15 protein-coding genes and 1 tRNA gene are annotated in these 17,572 nt (G+C 38.2%); 12 read left to right on the top strand and 4 right to left on the bottom strand.

Annotation, left to right across the window (positions count from 1 at the left end):
* Positions 1 to 158 precede the first annotated feature (158 nt).
* Positions 159 to 824: a triose-phosphate isomerase gene (locus tag ACSVI6_RS01240; protein ID WP_491716920.1), complete on the top strand. Its 666-nt coding sequence runs from the start codon at positions 159 to 161 to the stop codon at positions 822 to 824.
* A 35-nt stretch (positions 825 to 859) separates the two neighbouring features.
* Here the strand turns inward: ACSVI6_RS01240 and ACSVI6_RS01245 are convergent, their stop codons facing one another.
* Positions 860 to 1,846 carry a D-alanyl-D-alanine carboxypeptidase family protein gene (locus ACSVI6_RS01245; protein ID WP_491720775.1) on the bottom strand — a complete coding sequence of 329 codons (987 nt, stop codon included), beginning with the start codon at positions 1,844 to 1,846 and terminating at the stop codon, positions 860 to 862.
* Positions 1,847 to 2,032: 186 nt separating this feature from the next.
* Here ACSVI6_RS01245 and ACSVI6_RS01250 point away from each other — a divergent pair, with 186 nt between their 5' ends.
* Both ACSVI6_RS01250 and ACSVI6_RS01255 read left to right on the top strand, forming a co-directional pair.
* Complete coding sequence (locus ACSVI6_RS01250; RefSeq protein ID WP_491720776.1) at positions 2,033 to 4,570, top strand: excinuclease ABC subunit UvrA; 2,538 nt, start codon at positions 2,033 to 2,035, stop codon at positions 4,568 to 4,570.
* A gap of 66 nt (positions 4,571 to 4,636) precedes the next feature.
* A complete protein-coding gene (locus ACSVI6_RS01255; protein WP_491720777.1) occupies positions 4,637 to 4,924 on the top strand; it encodes a hypothetical protein in 288 nt (95 codons plus the stop codon).
* Between the two features lie 294 nt (positions 4,925 to 5,218).
* Here the strand turns inward: ACSVI6_RS01255 and ACSVI6_RS01260 are convergent.
* A tRNA-Lys gene (locus tag ACSVI6_RS01260) sits at positions 5,219 to 5,291 on the bottom strand.
* Positions 5,292 to 5,549: 258 nt separating this feature from the next.
* Here ACSVI6_RS01260 and yycF point away from each other — a divergent pair.
* From yycF to ACSVI6_RS01290, 6 genes are all read left to right on the top strand, one after another.
* Positions 5,550 to 6,251, top strand: a complete 702-nt coding sequence (gene yycF, locus ACSVI6_RS01265) for a response regulator YycF (RefSeq protein WP_491716924.1) — start codon at positions 5,550 to 5,552, stop codon at positions 6,249 to 6,251.
* Positions 6,252 to 6,282: 31 nt separating this feature from the next.
* Entirely contained in the window at positions 6,283 to 8,139 is a 1,857-nt protein-coding gene (gene walK / locus ACSVI6_RS01270) for a cell wall metabolism sensor histidine kinase WalK (RefSeq protein WP_491720778.1), read from the top strand.
* Positions 8,129 to 9,433: a YycH family regulatory protein gene (locus tag ACSVI6_RS01275; RefSeq protein WP_491716926.1), complete on the top strand. Its 1,305-nt coding sequence runs from the start codon at positions 8,129 to 8,131 to the stop codon at positions 9,431 to 9,433. Before walK ends, ACSVI6_RS01275 begins: the two co-directional genes overlap by 11 nt.
* Before the next feature lie 13 nt (positions 9,434 to 9,446).
* Positions 9,447 to 10,271 carry a two-component system regulatory protein YycI gene (locus ACSVI6_RS01280; protein ID WP_491716927.1) on the top strand — a complete coding sequence of 275 codons (825 nt, stop codon included), beginning with the start codon at positions 9,447 to 9,449 and terminating at the stop codon, positions 10,269 to 10,271.
* Between the two features lie 28 nt (positions 10,272 to 10,299).
* Positions 10,300 to 11,112: an MBL fold metallo-hydrolase gene (locus ACSVI6_RS01285; protein WP_491720779.1), complete on the top strand. Its 813-nt coding sequence runs from the start codon at positions 10,300 to 10,302 to the stop codon at positions 11,110 to 11,112.
* Between the two features lie 100 nt (positions 11,113 to 11,212).
* Complete coding sequence (locus ACSVI6_RS01290; protein ID WP_491716929.1) at positions 11,213 to 12,478, top strand: S1C family serine protease; 1,266 nt, start codon at positions 11,213 to 11,215, stop codon at positions 12,476 to 12,478.
* 62 nt (positions 12,479 to 12,540) lie between these two features.
* Here ACSVI6_RS01290 and ACSVI6_RS01295 read toward each other — a convergent pair whose 3' ends face one another.
* Positions 12,541 to 13,338, bottom strand: a complete 798-nt coding sequence (locus tag ACSVI6_RS01295; protein WP_491720780.1) for a MetQ/NlpA family ABC transporter substrate-binding protein — start codon at positions 13,336 to 13,338, stop codon at positions 12,541 to 12,543.
* A 141-nt stretch (positions 13,339 to 13,479) separates the two neighbouring features.
* On the opposite strand from ACSVI6_RS01295, the gene ACSVI6_RS01300 reads away from it, so the two are divergent.
* The 3 genes from ACSVI6_RS01300 to ACSVI6_RS01310 all read left to right on the top strand — a co-directional run bounded on the left by ACSVI6_RS01300 (position 13,480) and on the right by ACSVI6_RS01310 (position 16,653).
* Positions 13,480 to 14,847, top strand: coding sequence for an aspartate ammonia-lyase (locus tag ACSVI6_RS01300; protein WP_491716931.1), 1,368 nt, complete (start codon positions 13,480 to 13,482; stop codon positions 14,845 to 14,847).
* Between the two features lie 356 nt (positions 14,848 to 15,203).
* Positions 15,204 to 15,683 carry a 23S rRNA (pseudouridine(1915)-N(3))-methyltransferase RlmH gene (rlmH, locus tag ACSVI6_RS01305; RefSeq protein ID WP_491716932.1) on the top strand — a complete coding sequence of 160 codons (480 nt, stop codon included), beginning with the start codon at positions 15,204 to 15,206 and terminating at the stop codon, positions 15,681 to 15,683.
* A 49-nt stretch (positions 15,684 to 15,732) separates the two neighbouring features.
* A complete protein-coding gene (locus tag ACSVI6_RS01310; RefSeq protein ID WP_491720781.1) occupies positions 15,733 to 16,653 on the top strand; it encodes a lactate/malate family dehydrogenase in 921 nt (306 codons plus the stop codon).
* Positions 16,654 to 16,731: 78 nt separating this feature from the next.
* Here ACSVI6_RS01310 and pnuC read toward each other — a convergent pair whose 3' ends face one another.
* Entirely contained in the window at positions 16,732 to 17,496 is a 765-nt protein-coding gene (gene pnuC / locus ACSVI6_RS01315; protein WP_491720782.1) for a nicotinamide riboside transporter PnuC, read from the bottom strand.
* Positions 17,497 to 17,572 lie beyond the last annotated feature (76 nt).

Raw genomic sequence — 17,572 nt, forward strand, 5'->3', positions numbered from 1 at the left:
AAAACAAAGCAAAATGTTTTAATTTTGCTAGTTGCGGTGTTAATCATAATTTGGCTAATTCGTAGGTGAAAATATTATCTGTCTGATATACAGATGTGCTATTATTGACCTATTAAGTATTTTTCATAACTAAGGAGTAATTCAATATGCTATGTATTATGAATTTTAAGACTTTAATGCCTGTTAGAGAACAACAAAAAATGATGGATGATGTTGAAAAACATTCTTTTAAGCCTGACTTAATCATTTCACCAGTGATGTTGCAACCTAATCATTTTAATCATTTCCAAGAAGCATCCCAAAACATTACAATTACCAAGCGGACTGTCGGTGAACCATCCGCTGATGAATTGCATTACCTTGGCATCAAGTATGCTTTTGTTGGACACTTGGAACGGCGGATTCAGTTACACGAAGGATACGACATTATTCACAACAAGCTGGAAAATGCCCTGCGTCATAAAATTGTTCCAATCATCTGTATGGGATCTCAAAACGATGAAGATGGAATTGAAGAAGAATTCAATAAAATTGTTGGGGACTTGGACTTAAGTAATCATGAAGTAATCATTTCATGGGAATCAATTAAGTCGACCTTGGAAGGCAAGCGGCTTTATACTGATGAGACTGCCGAACGGACCTTCAAAGAACTCAAAAAGATTCTCTCTAAGTATGACAATGTTAAGTATCGTTTAGTATTGGGTGGTCACGTTGAACCACGAGAAGCTAAATTAGCTAAGCAACTTGGGATTGACGGGGTCTTAATCGGTGATCGGTTCAAGACTTTTGAACAACTTGATACGATTTTAAAACCATTATCATAATAAAAAAATGCACTTCATTTTGAAGTGCATTTTTATTAATCATTGAATAGTGATGAATATTTGTAAATTGCGGCAATCATTCTTGCTTGGTCTTTAGAACCCTTTTTATCATTTAAGGTGGTAACGATCAACCGTTGACCGTTATTCTTACTCGTACTTACTAAACAGTAGCCAGCAAGTGGAGTATAACCCGTCTTGAGGCCATCGACCTTAAGGGCGGGATTGTAACTACTACCACCAGGAAGCAGTTCATTTTCATTTTTAAGCGTTTGACCATCTAAAGTAGCGTAACGATGATTAGCATCGTTGACGATTGATGGATATAACTTAAGTAGGTGTTGGGCAATGGTTGTTATTGCTCTTGCGCTGACTTTGTTATAATCAGAACGACTACCGTATTTGAATCCGTAACGGTAAAGGTCTGTGTTTTCCAATCCAGATGCTGAAACAAAATGGGCTTGGTTGGCAATTCCCCAAGCATCAGCTTGCTTATTCATCATTGCGATGAATTTATTATTTGATCCAGCAACGTATTGGCCCAAAGCAATCGCAGCGCTATTTGATGATGCGATCAAAGCGGCTTTATAAAGGCTGCGAACGGTATAACGACTCCCTGTGTTCATCCTAAAATTACCTAGATCATAACTCTTGCTCATCTTACTAAGGCTACTGGAAATCGTTACTAAGTGTCCCCATTGATTTAATCTTTTGGCCTTTTGAATGGCGAGGTAGAGGGTCAATAACTTGGTGGTAGATGCAATTGCATATTTAGTACTACCATTTTTGGAATATACAAATTGACCGGTACTAGAATCCATTGCAGCGGCTGCCACTGCACTATTCTTAAGTTTGCTAAGTGCAGTTGCGGAAGTAATTAGCTCATCATCACCACTGATTCCTGTTGAAGCATTGTAATCTGGTGTATAACTAGCATTTGTAACCGCAGTTGTAGCAACCGTACCGAAAGTCACGGAGGTCACTAAAATAATTGAAAATCTTTTGATACTTGATTTGTGAAACATTCAATTCACCTCTAAAATTTATGTAATTATATTAATCATATTCCTAAATGAACATTTATTTATAAATGTTATCCTTTTGTAAATTAAAATTCACGATTATGAAATAATAATCATGGATTTAGGGTTATTTAACTAGTTGATTTTTGACAATGTTTAAATTATAAAAATAAAGAGGAGCGATTTAATATGGCGATTCAACATAAGGAAACGATCCCCGACGACATCAAAGTCTACGGGGCTAAGGTCAATAACTTAAAAAACATTAACGTATCAATTCCTTTGAACGCATTCGTTGCGATCACGGGAGTTTCTGGTTCTGGCAAATCATCACTTGCGATGGGGACACTGTATGCCGAGGGGGCGCGGCGTTATTTAAATGCGCTTTCTACTTACACACGGCGGCGAATTGGACAAGATTCCCATCCCAACGTTGATAAAATCGAGTACTTACCATCAGCAATTGCACTACGACAACGGCCAACGGTTCCTGGGAATCGCTCGACCGTCGGTACCATGTCTGAGGGGTTGAACGTTTTACGATTAATGTTCTCACGGCTGGGATCTTATACCTGTCCGAACGGTCACACGGTGCCACCCACGATTAAGGTGGCCCAGGCAATGGATGTTGAGGGTCATGAGATGGGCAAGATTCAGTGTCCAACCTGTGGGGTTAAATTCTCCGCCCCCAGTGCGGAATCATTTGCATTTAATGCCGAGGGGGCATGTAAGGAATGTCAAGGGACTGGTAAGGTGCGCCAAATCCTTAAATCAGCGTTGATCGAGGATGAGAACGAAACGATTGAAGATGGTGCCGTTGCTTCTTGGCACTTACCAGGTCGAAACTTCATGCCAACTGTTGCTAGGGAGGTAGGGATTCGCATCGACGTTCCATTTAAGGATCTGACCGCACGCGAAAAGGACCTCGTGTTCAATGGACCTGGTAAGAAGTATCAAATCAGCATGCCATCTAAGACGGGACGGGTGTTCAACTTGAATGCGAAGTATGAAAATGCATTCGCAGCCGTTGAAGATAGTATGAAGACCACCAAGAATCCCCGTTCGATCAAGCGCTTGAATCGCTTTTATGCCTTTGATACATGCCCACGTTGTCACGGGCAGCGGTTTGATCCAGATGTTTTAACAACAAAGCTATTTGGCAAAGACATTGCCGAAGTCAGCGAGATGACACTCCTCGACTTAGTCCCATTTTTAGCTGATTTAGATCATTCATTACCAAATGATATGCATGAACTGGTAACTAGTCTAATCAACGAATTTAAGGCGGCCATCAAACCGTTATATGACCTGGGATTAGACTACTTAACATTGGGGCGTGCTGGGAATACATTATCAACTGGTGAATTGCAGCGGATTCAATTGGGCCGAACGCTAAGGAGTCAAACGACCGGTGTTTTATACGTATTAGATGAACCCTCAGTGGGGCTACATGCCGCGAACGTTGCTGGCTTGATCGAAATTTTGCGACAATTAGTTAGCCAGGGGAATTCATTGGTCGTGGTGGACCATAATATTGATATCATTTCAGCAGCTGATTACATCATTGAAATTGGCCCGAAGGCAGGACGCCTGGGTGGCCAGGTAATTGATTATGGAACGCCTGATGAGGTTAAACAAAAACCCAATTCGATCATTGCACCTTTTTTAAAGGGCCAGGGAAAGATTATCGAACGTCCTCAAGCAGCTGCAAATCAAATTTTTCAAAATGGGCAACTTGAGCTCCACATCACAAAGCAGCATAACTTAAATGACGTTGGGATTAAGATTCCAAAAAATCGGCTGACCGTCTTTTCAGGATACTCTGGAGCAGGTAAGTCAACGCTAGTCATGGGCGGATTGGTCAAAGCCATGCAATGCCAAGCAGATGCGCAGCCACTGCCAAATTACATTGACCACTTCAACAGCAACGGCCTTAGTCGGGTGATTGAAATTAATTCGGTCCCCATTGGTAAAAACGTACGTTCCACGGTGGCAACGTATTGTGGAATTTGGGATCCAGTGCGCAAATTATTTGCCAATACCCCTTTGGCTAAACAACACCACTGGAACGAAGGGCACTTCTCCTACAACGTTAAGGACGGGGCCTGCCCTAATTGTCAGGGGACGGGAACGATCTCACTAGATGTTCAATACCTTCCCGATATGACGATGACTTGTCCAGTTTGTCATGGGAAGCGTTATGCTCCTGATACCCTAGCTGTAAAGTGGCATCACTACAGCATTGCCGATATTTTGGCGTTGTCAGTTACCGATGCGTTGCAAGTCTTCAAGGATGAACCAAAGATCGCAGCCACCTTAAATGCACTTGCACAGATGGGGCTCGGTTACTTGATCCTGGGCGAAAGTACGCCCATCTTGTCCGGTGGTGAGGCGCAACGTTTGAAGCTGGTATCTCAAATGGGGCGCAAGCAAGATGATACCCTATTCGTATTTGATGAACCATCTGTCGGGTTGCATCCCAAGGACGTTGAGGTCTTGAACCAAGTTTTTCAACAGTTAATTGATAAGGGTGCGACAGTCTTTGTGATCGAACACGATTTGGACGTGATCATGAATGCCGATTACGTCATTGATCTGGGTCCTAAGGGTGGTAACCTAGGTGGTAAAGTGGTGGCTACTGGCACCCCAGTAGACATCGCTAAATCTAAGGAAAGCCAGACGGGCAAGTATTTAGCAAAGCGCATGCAACTGGACCGACTGTTGTAAACAATTGTGATTAAATTTAGGTGTATAATGATGATGCATCCTAAATTTACATAAGAGGGTAATCAAATGAAAAGATTATTTTTGCTTCTATTTGCGGCGGTTAGTCTTTCGATGGCTGGTGCTACAACAGTGAATGCTGCGTCGCTGAATGGCTATTGGCATAATAGTGATTTAAAGGTATTGGTAAGTGGTAAGCGGGCCAACGTTAATGGTCAGTACGTCAAAATTAAGCAGACCAGTGCTAATCATTGGCGGAGCGTTGCTAATAAATCTTCCCAACCATTTTCATTAGTAAAGAGCGGCAACAAGTTGACCTTTATTTCTGGGATGGATAAGGAAGTGCTTCATAAGTAAAAAAATGGTAACTGACTAAGGGTTAAAGTCGGTTACCATTTTTAATTTTCATAAAGTTGATGTCCAATAAATGCCAAATGAAAAGGCTACCCAAAATGAATTGAATAGCCTTACATCCCGCTACACCCAACGGTTTATTTTATAAAAAACGCTACTGACATTCATACTGACATTGAATGCCAAAATAAATGCCATTGAACAATAATTCTTAATATGAAAAATCTGCTCTAGAATGCAAAAAAAGCTATTATGATAGGCCTTTAAACCTTATCATAATAGCTACTTCTCATTTGATGGGCAGTCAGGGGATCGAACCCTGGACCCACGGATTAAGAGTCCGTTGCTCTGCCAGCTGAGCTAACTGCCCAAATGTTTCGGAAATCGATATCACTAAAATATCAACGATTTATATAATATCATTTGAGAAATAAAAAGGCAACCCTTTTTTTCAAAAAAGTTTAAAAAAGTTCTTTAATTGCATTTTAATACAATGAACAAAGGGTATGTCCGTGATATAATTTAATTTGAAGCTGATAATTTATTAGCTGTTCAAACCTAAAAGTAATCGAAAGTACCAAAAAAAGAAAATATAACTAGAAATCGTTTTTTAAGAGGTAAATTAAATATGAAAAAAATTCTTGTAGTAGATGATGAAAAGCCAATTACTGATATTGAAAAATTCAATTTGGTAAAAGAGGGCTATGATGTTTCAGTCGCTTACGATGGAGAAGAAGCACTTGAAAAAGTCGATGAAGAAAATCCAGACTTGATTATTTTGGATTTAATGCTTCCCAAAATCGATGGACTAGAAGTTGCTCGTCAAGTGCGGAAAAGTCATGACACACCAATAATCATGGTGACAGCTAAGGATTCTGAGTTAGACAAGGTGTTAGGGCTAGAATTAGGGGCTGATGACTATGTTACCAAACCGTTCTCAAATCGAGAATTGGTAGCGCGGGTAAAGGCTAATCTACGTCGGCAAACCGCTAATGATAACTCTTCCGATGATGATAACCAAGATATTAAAATCGGTGATTTGGTAATTCATCCCCAAGCTTACTCAGTTACCAAACGGGGCGAAAGCATTGAATTAACGCACCGTGAGTTTGAATTATTACATTATTTAGCACAACACATTGGTCAAGTGATGACCCGTGAACATTTGTTACAAACGGTGTGGGGATATGACTACTTTGGTGATGTCCGCACCGTAGACGTTACCGTTCGACGGTTACGTGAAAAAATAGAAGATAATCCTAGTCATCCAGTATGGTTAGTGACCCGCCGTGGGGTTGGTTACTACCTTAGAAACTCAGAAAACGAGTAGGGGGACTAGCTTTTAAAGGGGTATTCCTGTTTTGAATAAGCGATTCAAGTTCTTTCAATCAATTGATTTTAAAATGGCATTAGTGTTCGTTTTGATGCTATTAGTAACTTTGGAAATTGTCGGTGGCGTTTTTGTTACCCAGTTGGAAAAGAAAAACGTACAAACATTTGAAAATCAGCTACAATTACCAACTTATGTTAATAACGCTCTAACCAACCAACTTTCCAAAACTAATACTAAAAAGGCTGACGCTTCGATTCGTTCGCTGCTTTCTGATATTGATAATAATAATGATAATCAAGTGCAGATCATTGATAGCAAGGGGATTATTCGGGGGACTAATCAAGCGAATAATCAAGCTATCGTTGGCCAAAAATCGGTTGATTCAGGCATTAAAGATGCCATTCATAATAATAAAACTGTGACGAGGACGATTCAGCCTGATGATAATAAGTACTTTATTAAGGTAACGCCTCTTTTGCGGAGCCAAAATGGGGACGTTGTCGGTGCGATTTACATCAAAGCGAGTCTAAATCCAGTTTATACAACGATTAATAATATTACGATCATCTATTTAGCTGCTGCTGCAATTGCGGTGCTATTGGGTATTTTAATGTCGATTGTGATTTCACGTGCGATCACCCGTCCGATTGATGAAATGAAGAAGCAGACATTGCAAATTGCGCGAGGCGATTATTCTGGACAAGTGCAGGTCTATGGAAAAGATGAGTTAGGACAATTAGCAATGGCGGTCAACAACCTTTCTGTGAAGGTTGAAGAATCACAAGAGACGACTGAATCTGAACGGCGGCGGCTGGATTCAGTTCTTTCTAACATGACCGATGGGGTGTTAGCTACTGATCGACGTGGAAATATTATTATTGTTAACTATGAAGCTGCAAAGTTCTTGGATTTAGCTGAAGAACACATCATTGGGCATTCAATCCTTGATATTTTAGGGATTCAAGATGATTACTCCCTCCGTCAATTACTAGAACAACCAGAAGAGATTTCATTAGATTACACCCATGAGGGGCGTGATTTAATTTTGCATGCCCATTTTACATCGATCCAACGGGAGTCTGGTTTTATTAGTGGGTTAGTGTGTGTATTACGGGATGTTACTGAGCAACAAAAGATTGATAAAGATAGAAAACAATTTGTATCTAATGTTTCCCATGAATTAAGGACCCCGTTGACCAGTGTTCATTCGTATATTGAAGCTTTACAGGATGGGGCTTGGCAAGATAAGGAAATTGCCCCGAACTTCTTGAAGGTTGCTCAAGACGAAACTGATCGAATGATTCGGATGATCAACGATTTATTGACCCTTTCACGGATGGATTCCGGGACTCAAAAAATCAATAAAGAGATGATTAATTTAAATGAGTTGTTCAATTATATTTTAAATCAATTTGATATGATCATTAAGAACGGCAATAAAACCGAACAGGGAATTGACGTAAATAATAACTATAAAATCGTTCGTAATTTTACTAAACAAACTCTGTGGGTTGAAATCGATGCCGATCGTTTTACCCAGGTGATTGATAATATTATGAACAATGCCATGAAATACTCACCAGATGGAGGACAAATCACCTGCTCACTTTATGAAACTCATAATCAAGTTATCTTGAGCATTTCCGATCAGGGACTAGGAATCCCGAAGAATGCAATTGACCATATTTTCGACCGATTTTATCGGGTTGATAAGGCGCGCTCCAGAGCCCAAGGTGGGACTGGATTAGGGCTTTCTATTTCGCGTGAGGTAATTGAAGCACAAGGTGGTCATATTTGGGTTAAAAGTGAGGATGGCAAGGGTTCGACATTCTTTATTTCGCTCCCTTATGAACCAATGGAGGAGGATTTATGGGATGAGAATTAATCGCTTGGGAAAATATTTACTACCTTTTTTACTGACTGTGGCAGTGATCATTAGTATTATTTTATCTGGATCGCTTTGGTTGAATCCATCGCATTATAAAAATAATGCTTCTAGCAGTGCAGGTACGAATATTAAAAATCAACTAAATAACAAGCCATTATATGATGTTTATGCACCGACCCAATTAATGCATATTGATGAAAATGGTAATCAGCATTTATTAGTTAATCAATCGATTAACTTAATTGGTGAAATTAGGGAGGACATCCATAATTTTAAGGATGTGAAAATTGAATCCACTACCTTTGGATCTAAGGAAGAATACCTTAGATTGTTGAGACGTTCTGATTCATATATGCTCAATTATTCTAGCCAAGTTTCAATGCCAATCTTAAACGAATTTATGAATAAGAGTTTTGGTAAATTTCCTGATTATAAGGTGAATCGGGTAATTTTGCCATTGGATGATTCCAGACACATTTATTTATTAAATGATAATGGGTACAGGATTTATAAGATATCAATTAAAAAGCATAGCTTAAGTAGTTTGAATGACTTTTTGGATACTAAGATGAAACGAATTGATGTTTCAATGAAATTTTTCAATAACCAACCACTAATCTACTTTAAAAAAGATCAAGAAATGCCTCAGTATGCTTATTTAGTGAACGTTCAACAGCAAAATTACTATGTTACCAGATTGCTAGGCGAGTCGCTGAACTTTAACGTTAAACATGAAAGTCATTCAACGGTTTATAATGACCAAGACTCCAAACAGATAACTTTTTATAGTAATAATGATGTTAAGTACGTTGATGAACGACCAAAGTCCATCCCAGATAGCCTGAATCAAATTTTGTATAATAATTATAATATGTTAATTAATTCTGGAATCTCACTGGATAATGTGAAGTACTTTGGTTATAACGATAAGAACCAAACCACGACTTATCGTGGCTATGTTGAAGGATTTCCAATTTTTAATAACATTAATTCTGGGTTCATTAGCATGCAGGTAGATAATAACTCTTCATTAAAATACCAATTCTCACTGGCTAGTTTACAAATTCCAGTCCCAAGTGGGGTGCCTGATGTAAAGCTACCAAGTACGGAGGATGTTTTGGAAACCCTTAAGAAATTAGGTTATAAGAGCAATAAAATCAATGGAATTGAGTTAGGGTATAGTTGGCATGGTAGCTCTAAAACGGATGTATTGGTTAACTTAATTCCAACTTGGTATGTTCGTTATGGCAATAATTGGATTAGTTACGATGATATTTTAGCTGGTAAATAATGGAGGATAGAAGATGAACTTTAAAAGAATTCAAATTATTTTTTTAATTACGTTTATAATTATCGACATCATGCTATTTTCCATTTTGAATCAGAATATAAATCCGCAAACGCAAACTGATGGTTCTGGGGATTCAAACATTATTAAAGAAATGCGAAATGATCAAATTACGTTAAAAACGCCAACTAAGACGAATGGTAACGGGTACTATATTTCCGGAACTCGTGATGACATAATTAGGCAATCTGTTGGTCAATTAGAAAATCAAACGACTAAATTTAGTAATCACACCTTGCAAAGTGAGTTTAAACGACCAATTGCAATGTATTCATCTCATCCTGAAGAAAAGTTGAACCAGTTGATCAAGAGTGATTCATTTGTTATTAATGGAAGTGACTATCAATATAATAGTCAACTATCCAGCAGTTCAACCATTGTTTACGTCCAAAAGTCATATGGTTCTCAATTATATTCAAATTATGGAGAGATTCGTTTTAACATTAGCAATAATGATGGTGATAAAAGATTGGTCAGTTATACTCAGACTTATTTGGATAACTTAGTAACGCTTCGTGAAAAATCACAGACAATTTCTGAAGAACAAGCATTAAGTGCGTTGTATCAATATAATGAAATTCCTAATAATTCACGAATTGAATGGACTAGCTTGTCATATACCCAATATATTGCCGTTAAACAAAACTATATTTTTATTCCAACATGGATTATTGCATATAAGACGGCTAACTCTGATGGGTTACAAATTAAGTGTATTAATGCGTTTAGTGGTTCGATCATCGATAATGATAGTCTCAAAAATCAACTGGCAAATATGTAAAAATAATTAGAAATGCGTGATTAAATAAATGAGTAATGATTCAAATATAATGCGGGTTAGTATTCTCTCTAGCGGAAGTTCAGGCAACGTCGCATATATCGAAACTAATGAGCACCAAATTTTATTGGATGCGGGATTGAGTGGTATCAAAATTAGCAATTTGTTGAAAAAAATCGATCGTTCAATTAATGACATCGACATGCTTTTTGTTTCACATGAACATTCTGATCATGCGAAGGGGGTCGGGGTCCTAGCCAGACGCTGCCCGAAGCTGAAAGTTTTTGCTAACCAAGAGACTTGGGATGCCTTCCCAAATTCAATAGGTGTAATTGCAGAAAAACAACGGGTCGTTTTTCCAGTGGGCACGATTCAAGAATTCGATGATGTTAAAGTGCAAAGTTTTGGGGTTTCCCATGATGCAGCACTGGAACAATGTTATATGTTCCAAAGCGGGACTAAGAAATTTGTTCTAATTACTGATACTGGATATATTTCAGAAACGATTCAGAAATACATTAATGATTCGAGTGCATTCGCATTAGAATGTAATTACGATGTTGAGATGTTAATGAACGGATCTTATCCTTGGCCTTTGAAGCAACGGATTATAAATGATACTGGACATATGTCTAATGAAGATGAGGCTGTTGTTTTGGCGAACGTAATTGGCGATGATACCAAGGCGATTTTTATTACCCATCGAAGCCATCATAACAACACTAAGCTAGTTGCCCATCAAACAGTTGCTAATATATTGACGGCCAAGGGGTTCGATGTTGAGAATGATTTTTCAATTTATGATACAGATGTATGCGAACCAACAAAATTAATTAATTTATAAAATGGTAAAAATAAGTTAAAACATTACCATTTCTAATTTAAAATTAGGTATGATATGTTAAAAGAAATAAGGGAGGAAGCGTTTTATTAACGCGCTGTCTATGAAATCAAAATCGCTACTTTTTAAGGTCGGATTGACTTCTCTTGTTACGGGGCTCCTTGGTGGAGGGATTGCATATGGTGGCATTTCCTATCTCCAAAACGATAATCCAATTACTGGAGAAGTAGCTGTTCCTAATGGATCCAATTCTGGCGGAACTGCTCAAAATAGTAATTTAAAAGTAAATGTTCAAACTCAGGCTGAATCGGTTTATAAAAACGTCAAAAATTCAGTTGTATCAGTTATTAATCTCCAAAAGGTTAGCTCATCTAGCGACTCCTTTGCATCATTATTCGGTAATTCTTCTAAGTCATCTGGTTCTACTTTGCAAACCACTAGTGAAGGTTCTGGGGTGATTTATAAAACGAGTGGTGATAGTGCTTATATTGTTACTAATAACCATGTGGTTGCTGGTTCTTCAGCTTTGCAGGTTATTTTGAGCAATGGGCAAAAAATGCAAGCTAAAATTGTGGGGAAGGATTCAGTTACTGACCTAGCAGTTATTAAAATTAGCTCTAGCAAGGTGACTCAAGTCGCTTCATTTGGTGATTCCGATAATATTAAGGTCGGTGAAACTGCGCTTGCGATTGGTTCTCCATTGGGAACGAATTACGCTTCATCTCTTACCCAAGGGATCGTTTCGGCTAAGAATCGTCAGGTGCCACTTACGACAGAAAGTGGGCAAGCCACCGGTAACTACGCTTCTGTAATTCAAACCGATGCCGCCATCAATCCTGGTAACTCAGGTGGCCCATTGATTAACCTAGCTGGCCAAGTGATTGGAATCAATTCGATGAAGTTATCCTCTGATACCTCTGGGACTAGTGTTGAAGGAATTGGATTTGCAATTCCAAGTAACGAAGTTATTAAGATCATTAACCAGTTGATCAAGAGTGGAAAGATCGTGCGTCCTGCACTGGGGATTGAATATGTTGACCTATCGAATGTTTCAAGTAGCGATCGAAAGTCCATCTTAAAACTTCCTGATGATGTTACTTCTGGAGCTGCAGTTATGACTGTTACTGCAAATTCACCAGCAGCTAATGCTGGATTGAAGAAGTACGATGTAATTACCGAATTGGGTGGCAAGAAGATTACTAATCAAGATCAAATTAGAAATATCCTTTACTCCTATAAATTAGGCGATACTGTTTCATTGACTTACTACCGTGATGGTGAAAAGAAAACTACTAATGTTAAACTAACTGAGGAATCTTCTCAATTAAAGGTTAATAATAGCAGCAGTAGTAGTAGTTCTCAAAAATAAAATGTTTCACGTGAAACATATAAATAAGCGGCTTTCCAATTAATTGGGAAGCCGCTTATTTTTTACCATTGTGGTTGATCTGAATTATCAGAGATTTTTTTGATGTATTGCTTATTTTGATTTGACCTAAAGGCCTTAACAATTTTTTTATAGACCTTTTTATTTCGATCATTTTTATTCACTACGATTACATTTACATCAGCATTATTTATTAGTCGCTGTGGTTCTAAATAAAGTGCCTGTTTAGTAGTTAAATGGTTTGCCATTGCAAAGTTATTATTTACGACCGCAATTGTAGAATCACTCATATCACGGACGGTTTGGGATGCATCAACGGTGAAAAATCTAAATTTATGCCGATTTTTGGTTACATCGCTAACTTGGGGTGTTGGATCGTGATTGAGCTTTAATACCCCTGCATCCTGTAATAGGCGCAGTGCACGTGCTTTATTAGCATCATCACTTGGCAATGCAATCGTATCTCCACGCTTAAGCTCCGATAACTTTTTGATGGAGCGCGAATAAATCCCCATTTGTGACGTATAAGTTTTACCAATTGCCGTTAAGTTAGCCTTATTTTCATGATTCCAATCCTTTAGGTAGGCATTAGTTTGAAAGGCATTGATATCAATCTCATTGTGGAACAAAGAGCCATTGGGTTGATCATACGAACTGAACTGGGTTAGGACTAGGTCGATGCCCTGCTTTTTGAGTTTATCAACTGTTGGTTGCCATATTTTAACGTCAGTATCAATAATGCCGATTTTTACTCGCGTTGCTTTTTTACCACAACCCGCAAGGCTAATTGTTAAAAATAGGATTGCAATAATTGCACTCAATCCCTTAATTGATTTGTTCAAGTTGAATTCCCCTCAATGCTCATATTATTATTAATCGTATTTTAACATAAATTAAGCCACTAATATTGACAAATATTTTATTCCTTGTATACTTAATGTAACGTTTTATAACATATGGTGAATTTAAGGAGATGCATTTTGATGCGGATTGAAAAAGATTGTGTTGGCGAAATGAAAGTTCCAGACGATGCTTTATATGGGATTCATGCTTTACGAGCAGCTGGTAACTTCCCAATAACAAAGGAAAAGAACGACCCCTTGTTAATTCAAAGTTACATTGAAATTAAAAAAGCAGCGGCTCAAATCAATGCTAATGCAGAAACTCTAGATCGAAAAAAAGCAAGTGCAATTGTGGATGCATGTGATAAGTTATTACATGAAAAGGACTTTTCAGCTTTTATCGTTCCATCAATTCAAGGTGGGGCTGGGACTTCTACTAATATGAATACGAATGAAGTTGTTGCCAACGTCGCAATGAAATTGCATCCAGATGTTAAAATTCATCCTAATGATGACGTTAACCAAAGTCAATCAACTAATGATACCTACCCAACTGCTGGTAAAATGGCAATGCTAAAGCTACTGCCACCTTTACGTGCACAGGTAAAACGATTGGTTGATCAATTTAAAAATTTAAGCAATCGCTATAGTGAAACCATTAAAGTAGGGCGGACTCAGTTACAGGATGCTGTTCCCACTACATATGGAAAGAGTTTTAATGCTTATGCAACTCTGTTTACACGCGATCTAAAACGAATCAGTGCGGCAACAAATGAATTAAAGACCGTCAGCCTTGGCGGAACTGCAATCGGAACGGGGATTAATGCGACTGATTATTACCAGAAACATGTAGTAGAAGCTTTGAACGTTGTTTCAGGACTAGAATTAGCGACTGATGAAGATTTAATTGACGCAATTCAAAACAGCGACCATTTTGTTACGTTTTCTGGGGTGTTAAAGACATTGGCACTTGACCTTTCAAAGGTAAGTAACGATTTGAGATTGTTAGCAAGTGGTCCTAAGGCAGGATTGAACGAATTGGCCCTGCCTAAGCGCCAGGCGGGTTCATCTATTATGCCAGATAAAATTAACCCGGTAATTCCTGAAGTAGTTAATCAAGTGGCGTTTGAGGTTGCTGGTTTTGATACGACAGTTTCGATGGCTGCAGAGGCCGGTCAACTAGAATTGAATGCCTTTGAACCAATCATGTTTAAGAGCATTTTGACTGCTGAAGAGCATTTAACAGGGGCGATTAAAACTTTGGTAGATAACTGTTTGAATGATCTTAAAGTAAATGAAGAACAGTGTGCTGCTGATGTTGATAATTCCGCAGTTACTGCAACCGTTCTAAGTCCTAAGATTGGTTATGAAAAAACAACTCGCCTAATTAAAAAGGGCTTAGCAGAAAATCGATCCGTTAAAAATGTTGCGATCGAAGAGAAGTTATTACCAATTGATGAAATTGAACATCTTTTTTCACCAGCTGTACTAACGAATGAAGAAAAATAATTATGTGAGACCTTGATTTGTGATCAAGGTCTTTTTTATTCTTAAATATTCATTTTGGGAAACAAGCTGAATTGATTGTGAAAAATAATTTTTAAAATGTTAAAATATTCTAGTGTTTATAAGGAAGTTAATTTAACATTTTGTGAAATATCAAAATAAACAACGTGAAACAATTGCGCTTCACGTTGTTTTAATAGTAATTATTCATTATTAGGCTGTTATTGGATTAATCACTTATCAAAAATCAATATATGGGTAAAAAAATTGTCCCAAACACAAAATACAGGGGTAGTTATCCACAAGTTATCCACAGGTTTATGAAAAACTGTGGATAACTAATAAGGAGATGTATAAAAATGAACATAAAACTGGTAGTGGTTGGCAAATTAAAGGAGAAGTATTTTAAAGCGGGGATCCAAGAATATGCTAAACGCCTCTCGCGATTCTGCAAATTTAAAATCGTAGAAGTCCCCGATGAGCAAGCTCCTGAGTCCCTAAGTCAAGCCCAAATGAATGATGTGATCGAAAAAGAGGGGGCCCGAATTTTAGCAAAAGTTAGTGATCGGGAGTATGTATATGCACTTGCTATTTTAGGGAAGGAACGTTCTTCCGAAGAATTTGCTAAGGAAATCGATCAACTGGCGACTTATGGTCATTCCGACATTACGTTCGTGATTGGTGGATCGTTAGGGCTATCAGAAGCGGTATTAAAACGTGCCGATACCCAGATTTCATTCGGGCGGTTTACACTTCCCCACCAATTGATGCGTTTAGTCTTAACTGAACAAATTTACCGTGCATTTATGATCAATGCTGGATCACCATATCATAAGTAGTCAAATTGGATTATAATTAACCCAATTAGATGATAAAGGGGCTGAATTTATGGCTAGAAAAATTGGAATTATTGGATTGGGACACGTTGGTTCAACGGTAGCCCATCAAATTATCGTTGCTGGATTAGTTGATGACTTAGTATTGATTGATCCAAACGAAGAAAAGTTACAAGCGGATAGTTTGGACTACTTACAAGCAATGCCAAATCTAGGAACCAAAACGAATATTATAACGAATGATTACGATGCGTTACAAGATGCAGATATTGTGATTTCAGCACTAGGTAACATTGGCATTGAAGAAGATGGCAATCGCTTTGGTGAAATGGTGTTCAATATCCAACAAGCTAAGCAGGTTAGTGCAAAGCTCAAGGCAATTAATTATCAAGGGGTTTTAATTGTCATTACCAATCCATGTGATGTGATTACCCAAGTTTATCAACAGTTTACTGGTTTTGATAAAAAGCGGGTGTTTGGGAGTGGAACGATGCTCGACTCAGCACGGATGAAGACGATTGTCGGCAAACAGTTTAACGTTGACCCCCGTTCAGTTAATGGCTTTAACTTGGGTGAACATGGTAATTCACAGTTTACAGCATGGTCAACAGTTTCAGTTCGTGGTCATTCTATGGCTGAGTTGAATCAAGATGGCCACTTGGATCTAGATGCATTATCACAACAATCAATTAGCGATGGTGATAAGGTCTTTTTCGGTAAAAAGTATACTAATTATGCCATTGCAGCAGCTGTTACTAGGTTAGCAACGATTGTGTTAAATGATGGGAAGACCGAAGTGGTGGTCTCCAATTACCGTCCTGATTTCAATAACTACATGTCATATCCAGTCATTGTTGGACGGCATGGAATCATTGAAGATGTGCCAATTAATTTAACTGATGACGAAAAAGAGAAGTTAGCTAAGTCCGCTCAATTTATTACCGATAATTTTAATCAATATAAGGATGAATAATAACAAAGCCACCAGGGGAAATCCCCATGGTGGCTATTTTAGTTTGATTTAATTGATTAATTTGCTGGTTAAAATGGTTTATTCGTTATGCCGCCAAAGCCAATACCCATAGATTGAGTTGATTAACTTCATAATTTGCAATGCTAGCATGGTTGTGGATGCTGGACTAAGCGCTTGAAATTGGTTGAACCAAATGACAAGACTAATAACGTTTAAAATGATCCAGGCAACCCACTGCGAGCTATATCCGTAGGTCATTAATATCTGGCCTACGATACCAAGCGGGAGTAGGGCGGCATCGAGGTAGATCTGTGTGCCGTTTAACGCCTTGCTGAAATGTAATACGACCAAGTAACTAATGATACATACAATTGTCCAACAAAGGCCCTGTAAGAATGTCATCTTCCGAGCATTCAATTCGCGGTGGTCAGCTTGGCGATTGATTTCTGCATTCCAAACCGATAGGCCCACGAATTGCATGACCCAGTAAAATAACTGGGAAGCGATATCACCAATGAGGCGATTCTCGGCTGCGATAATTAACCACACACTGACGCTGATCAAGCCCCAAAAGTAGTTGGTAATTCGTCCTTGGTCAACCAAGATGAGGTTGAAGACGGTTGAAATCGTGGTAGCTAACCCAATCCAACCGAGCCAGGAAAAATCCTTAGCAAATATGAATACGATAATGTTTGTAATGGTCATTAACACCATTAAGATCATTGTAAATGGTTTTAATGAAATTAACTCATTTACGATTCGCTTCGGATTAAAAATAACTCTTAAATCATTAGGGATGCGGATTAGGCCGTTCCAAAATGATGTGATACTAATTGTTTTCATTTAAAAATCTCCTTGTTGTTTTTAGCCAGCCGTGTTCGGAAGCAACGCTGGTTGTGTAATTTAAAATTACAGCAAA

It is taken from the genome of Nicoliella sp. ESL1106 (assembly GCF_058509965.1).

Bases quoted from the DNA above. Each gene is read 5' to 3' on its own strand.
- ACSVI6_RS01240 (WP_491716920.1), top strand. From the start codon at position 159: ATGAATTTTAAGACTTTAATGCCTGTTAGAGAACAACAAAAAATGATG.
- ACSVI6_RS01245 (WP_491720775.1), bottom strand. From the start codon at position 1,846: ATGTTTCACAAATCAAGTATCAAAAGATTTTCAATTATTTTAGTGACC.
- ACSVI6_RS01250 (WP_491720776.1), top strand. From the start codon at position 2,033: ATGGCGATTCAACATAAGGAAACGATCCCCGACGACATCAAAGTCTAC.
- ACSVI6_RS01255 (WP_491720777.1), top strand. From the start codon at position 4,637: ATGAAAAGATTATTTTTGCTTCTATTTGCGGCGGTTAGTCTTTCGATG.
- yycF (WP_491716924.1), top strand. From the start codon at position 5,550: ATGAAAAAAATTCTTGTAGTAGATGATGAAAAGCCAATTACTGATATT.
- ACSVI6_RS01275 (WP_491716926.1), top strand. From the start codon at position 8,129: ATGAGAATTAATCGCTTGGGAAAATATTTACTACCTTTTTTACTGACT.
- ACSVI6_RS01280 (WP_491716927.1), top strand. From the start codon at position 9,447: ATGAACTTTAAAAGAATTCAAATTATTTTTTTAATTACGTTTATAATT.
- ACSVI6_RS01285 (WP_491720779.1), top strand. From the start codon at position 10,300: ATGAGTAATGATTCAAATATAATGCGGGTTAGTATTCTCTCTAGCGGA.
- ACSVI6_RS01290 (WP_491716929.1), top strand. From the start codon at position 11,213: ATGAAATCAAAATCGCTACTTTTTAAGGTCGGATTGACTTCTCTTGTT.
- ACSVI6_RS01300 (WP_491716931.1), top strand. From the start codon at position 13,480: ATGCGGATTGAAAAAGATTGTGTTGGCGAAATGAAAGTTCCAGACGAT.
- rlmH (WP_491716932.1), top strand. From the start codon at position 15,204: ATGAACATAAAACTGGTAGTGGTTGGCAAATTAAAGGAGAAGTATTTT.
- ACSVI6_RS01310 (WP_491720781.1), top strand. From the start codon at position 15,733: ATGGCTAGAAAAATTGGAATTATTGGATTGGGACACGTTGGTTCAACG.
- pnuC (WP_491720782.1), bottom strand. From the start codon at position 17,496: ATGAAAACAATTAGTATCACATCATTTTGGAACGGCCTAATCCGCATC.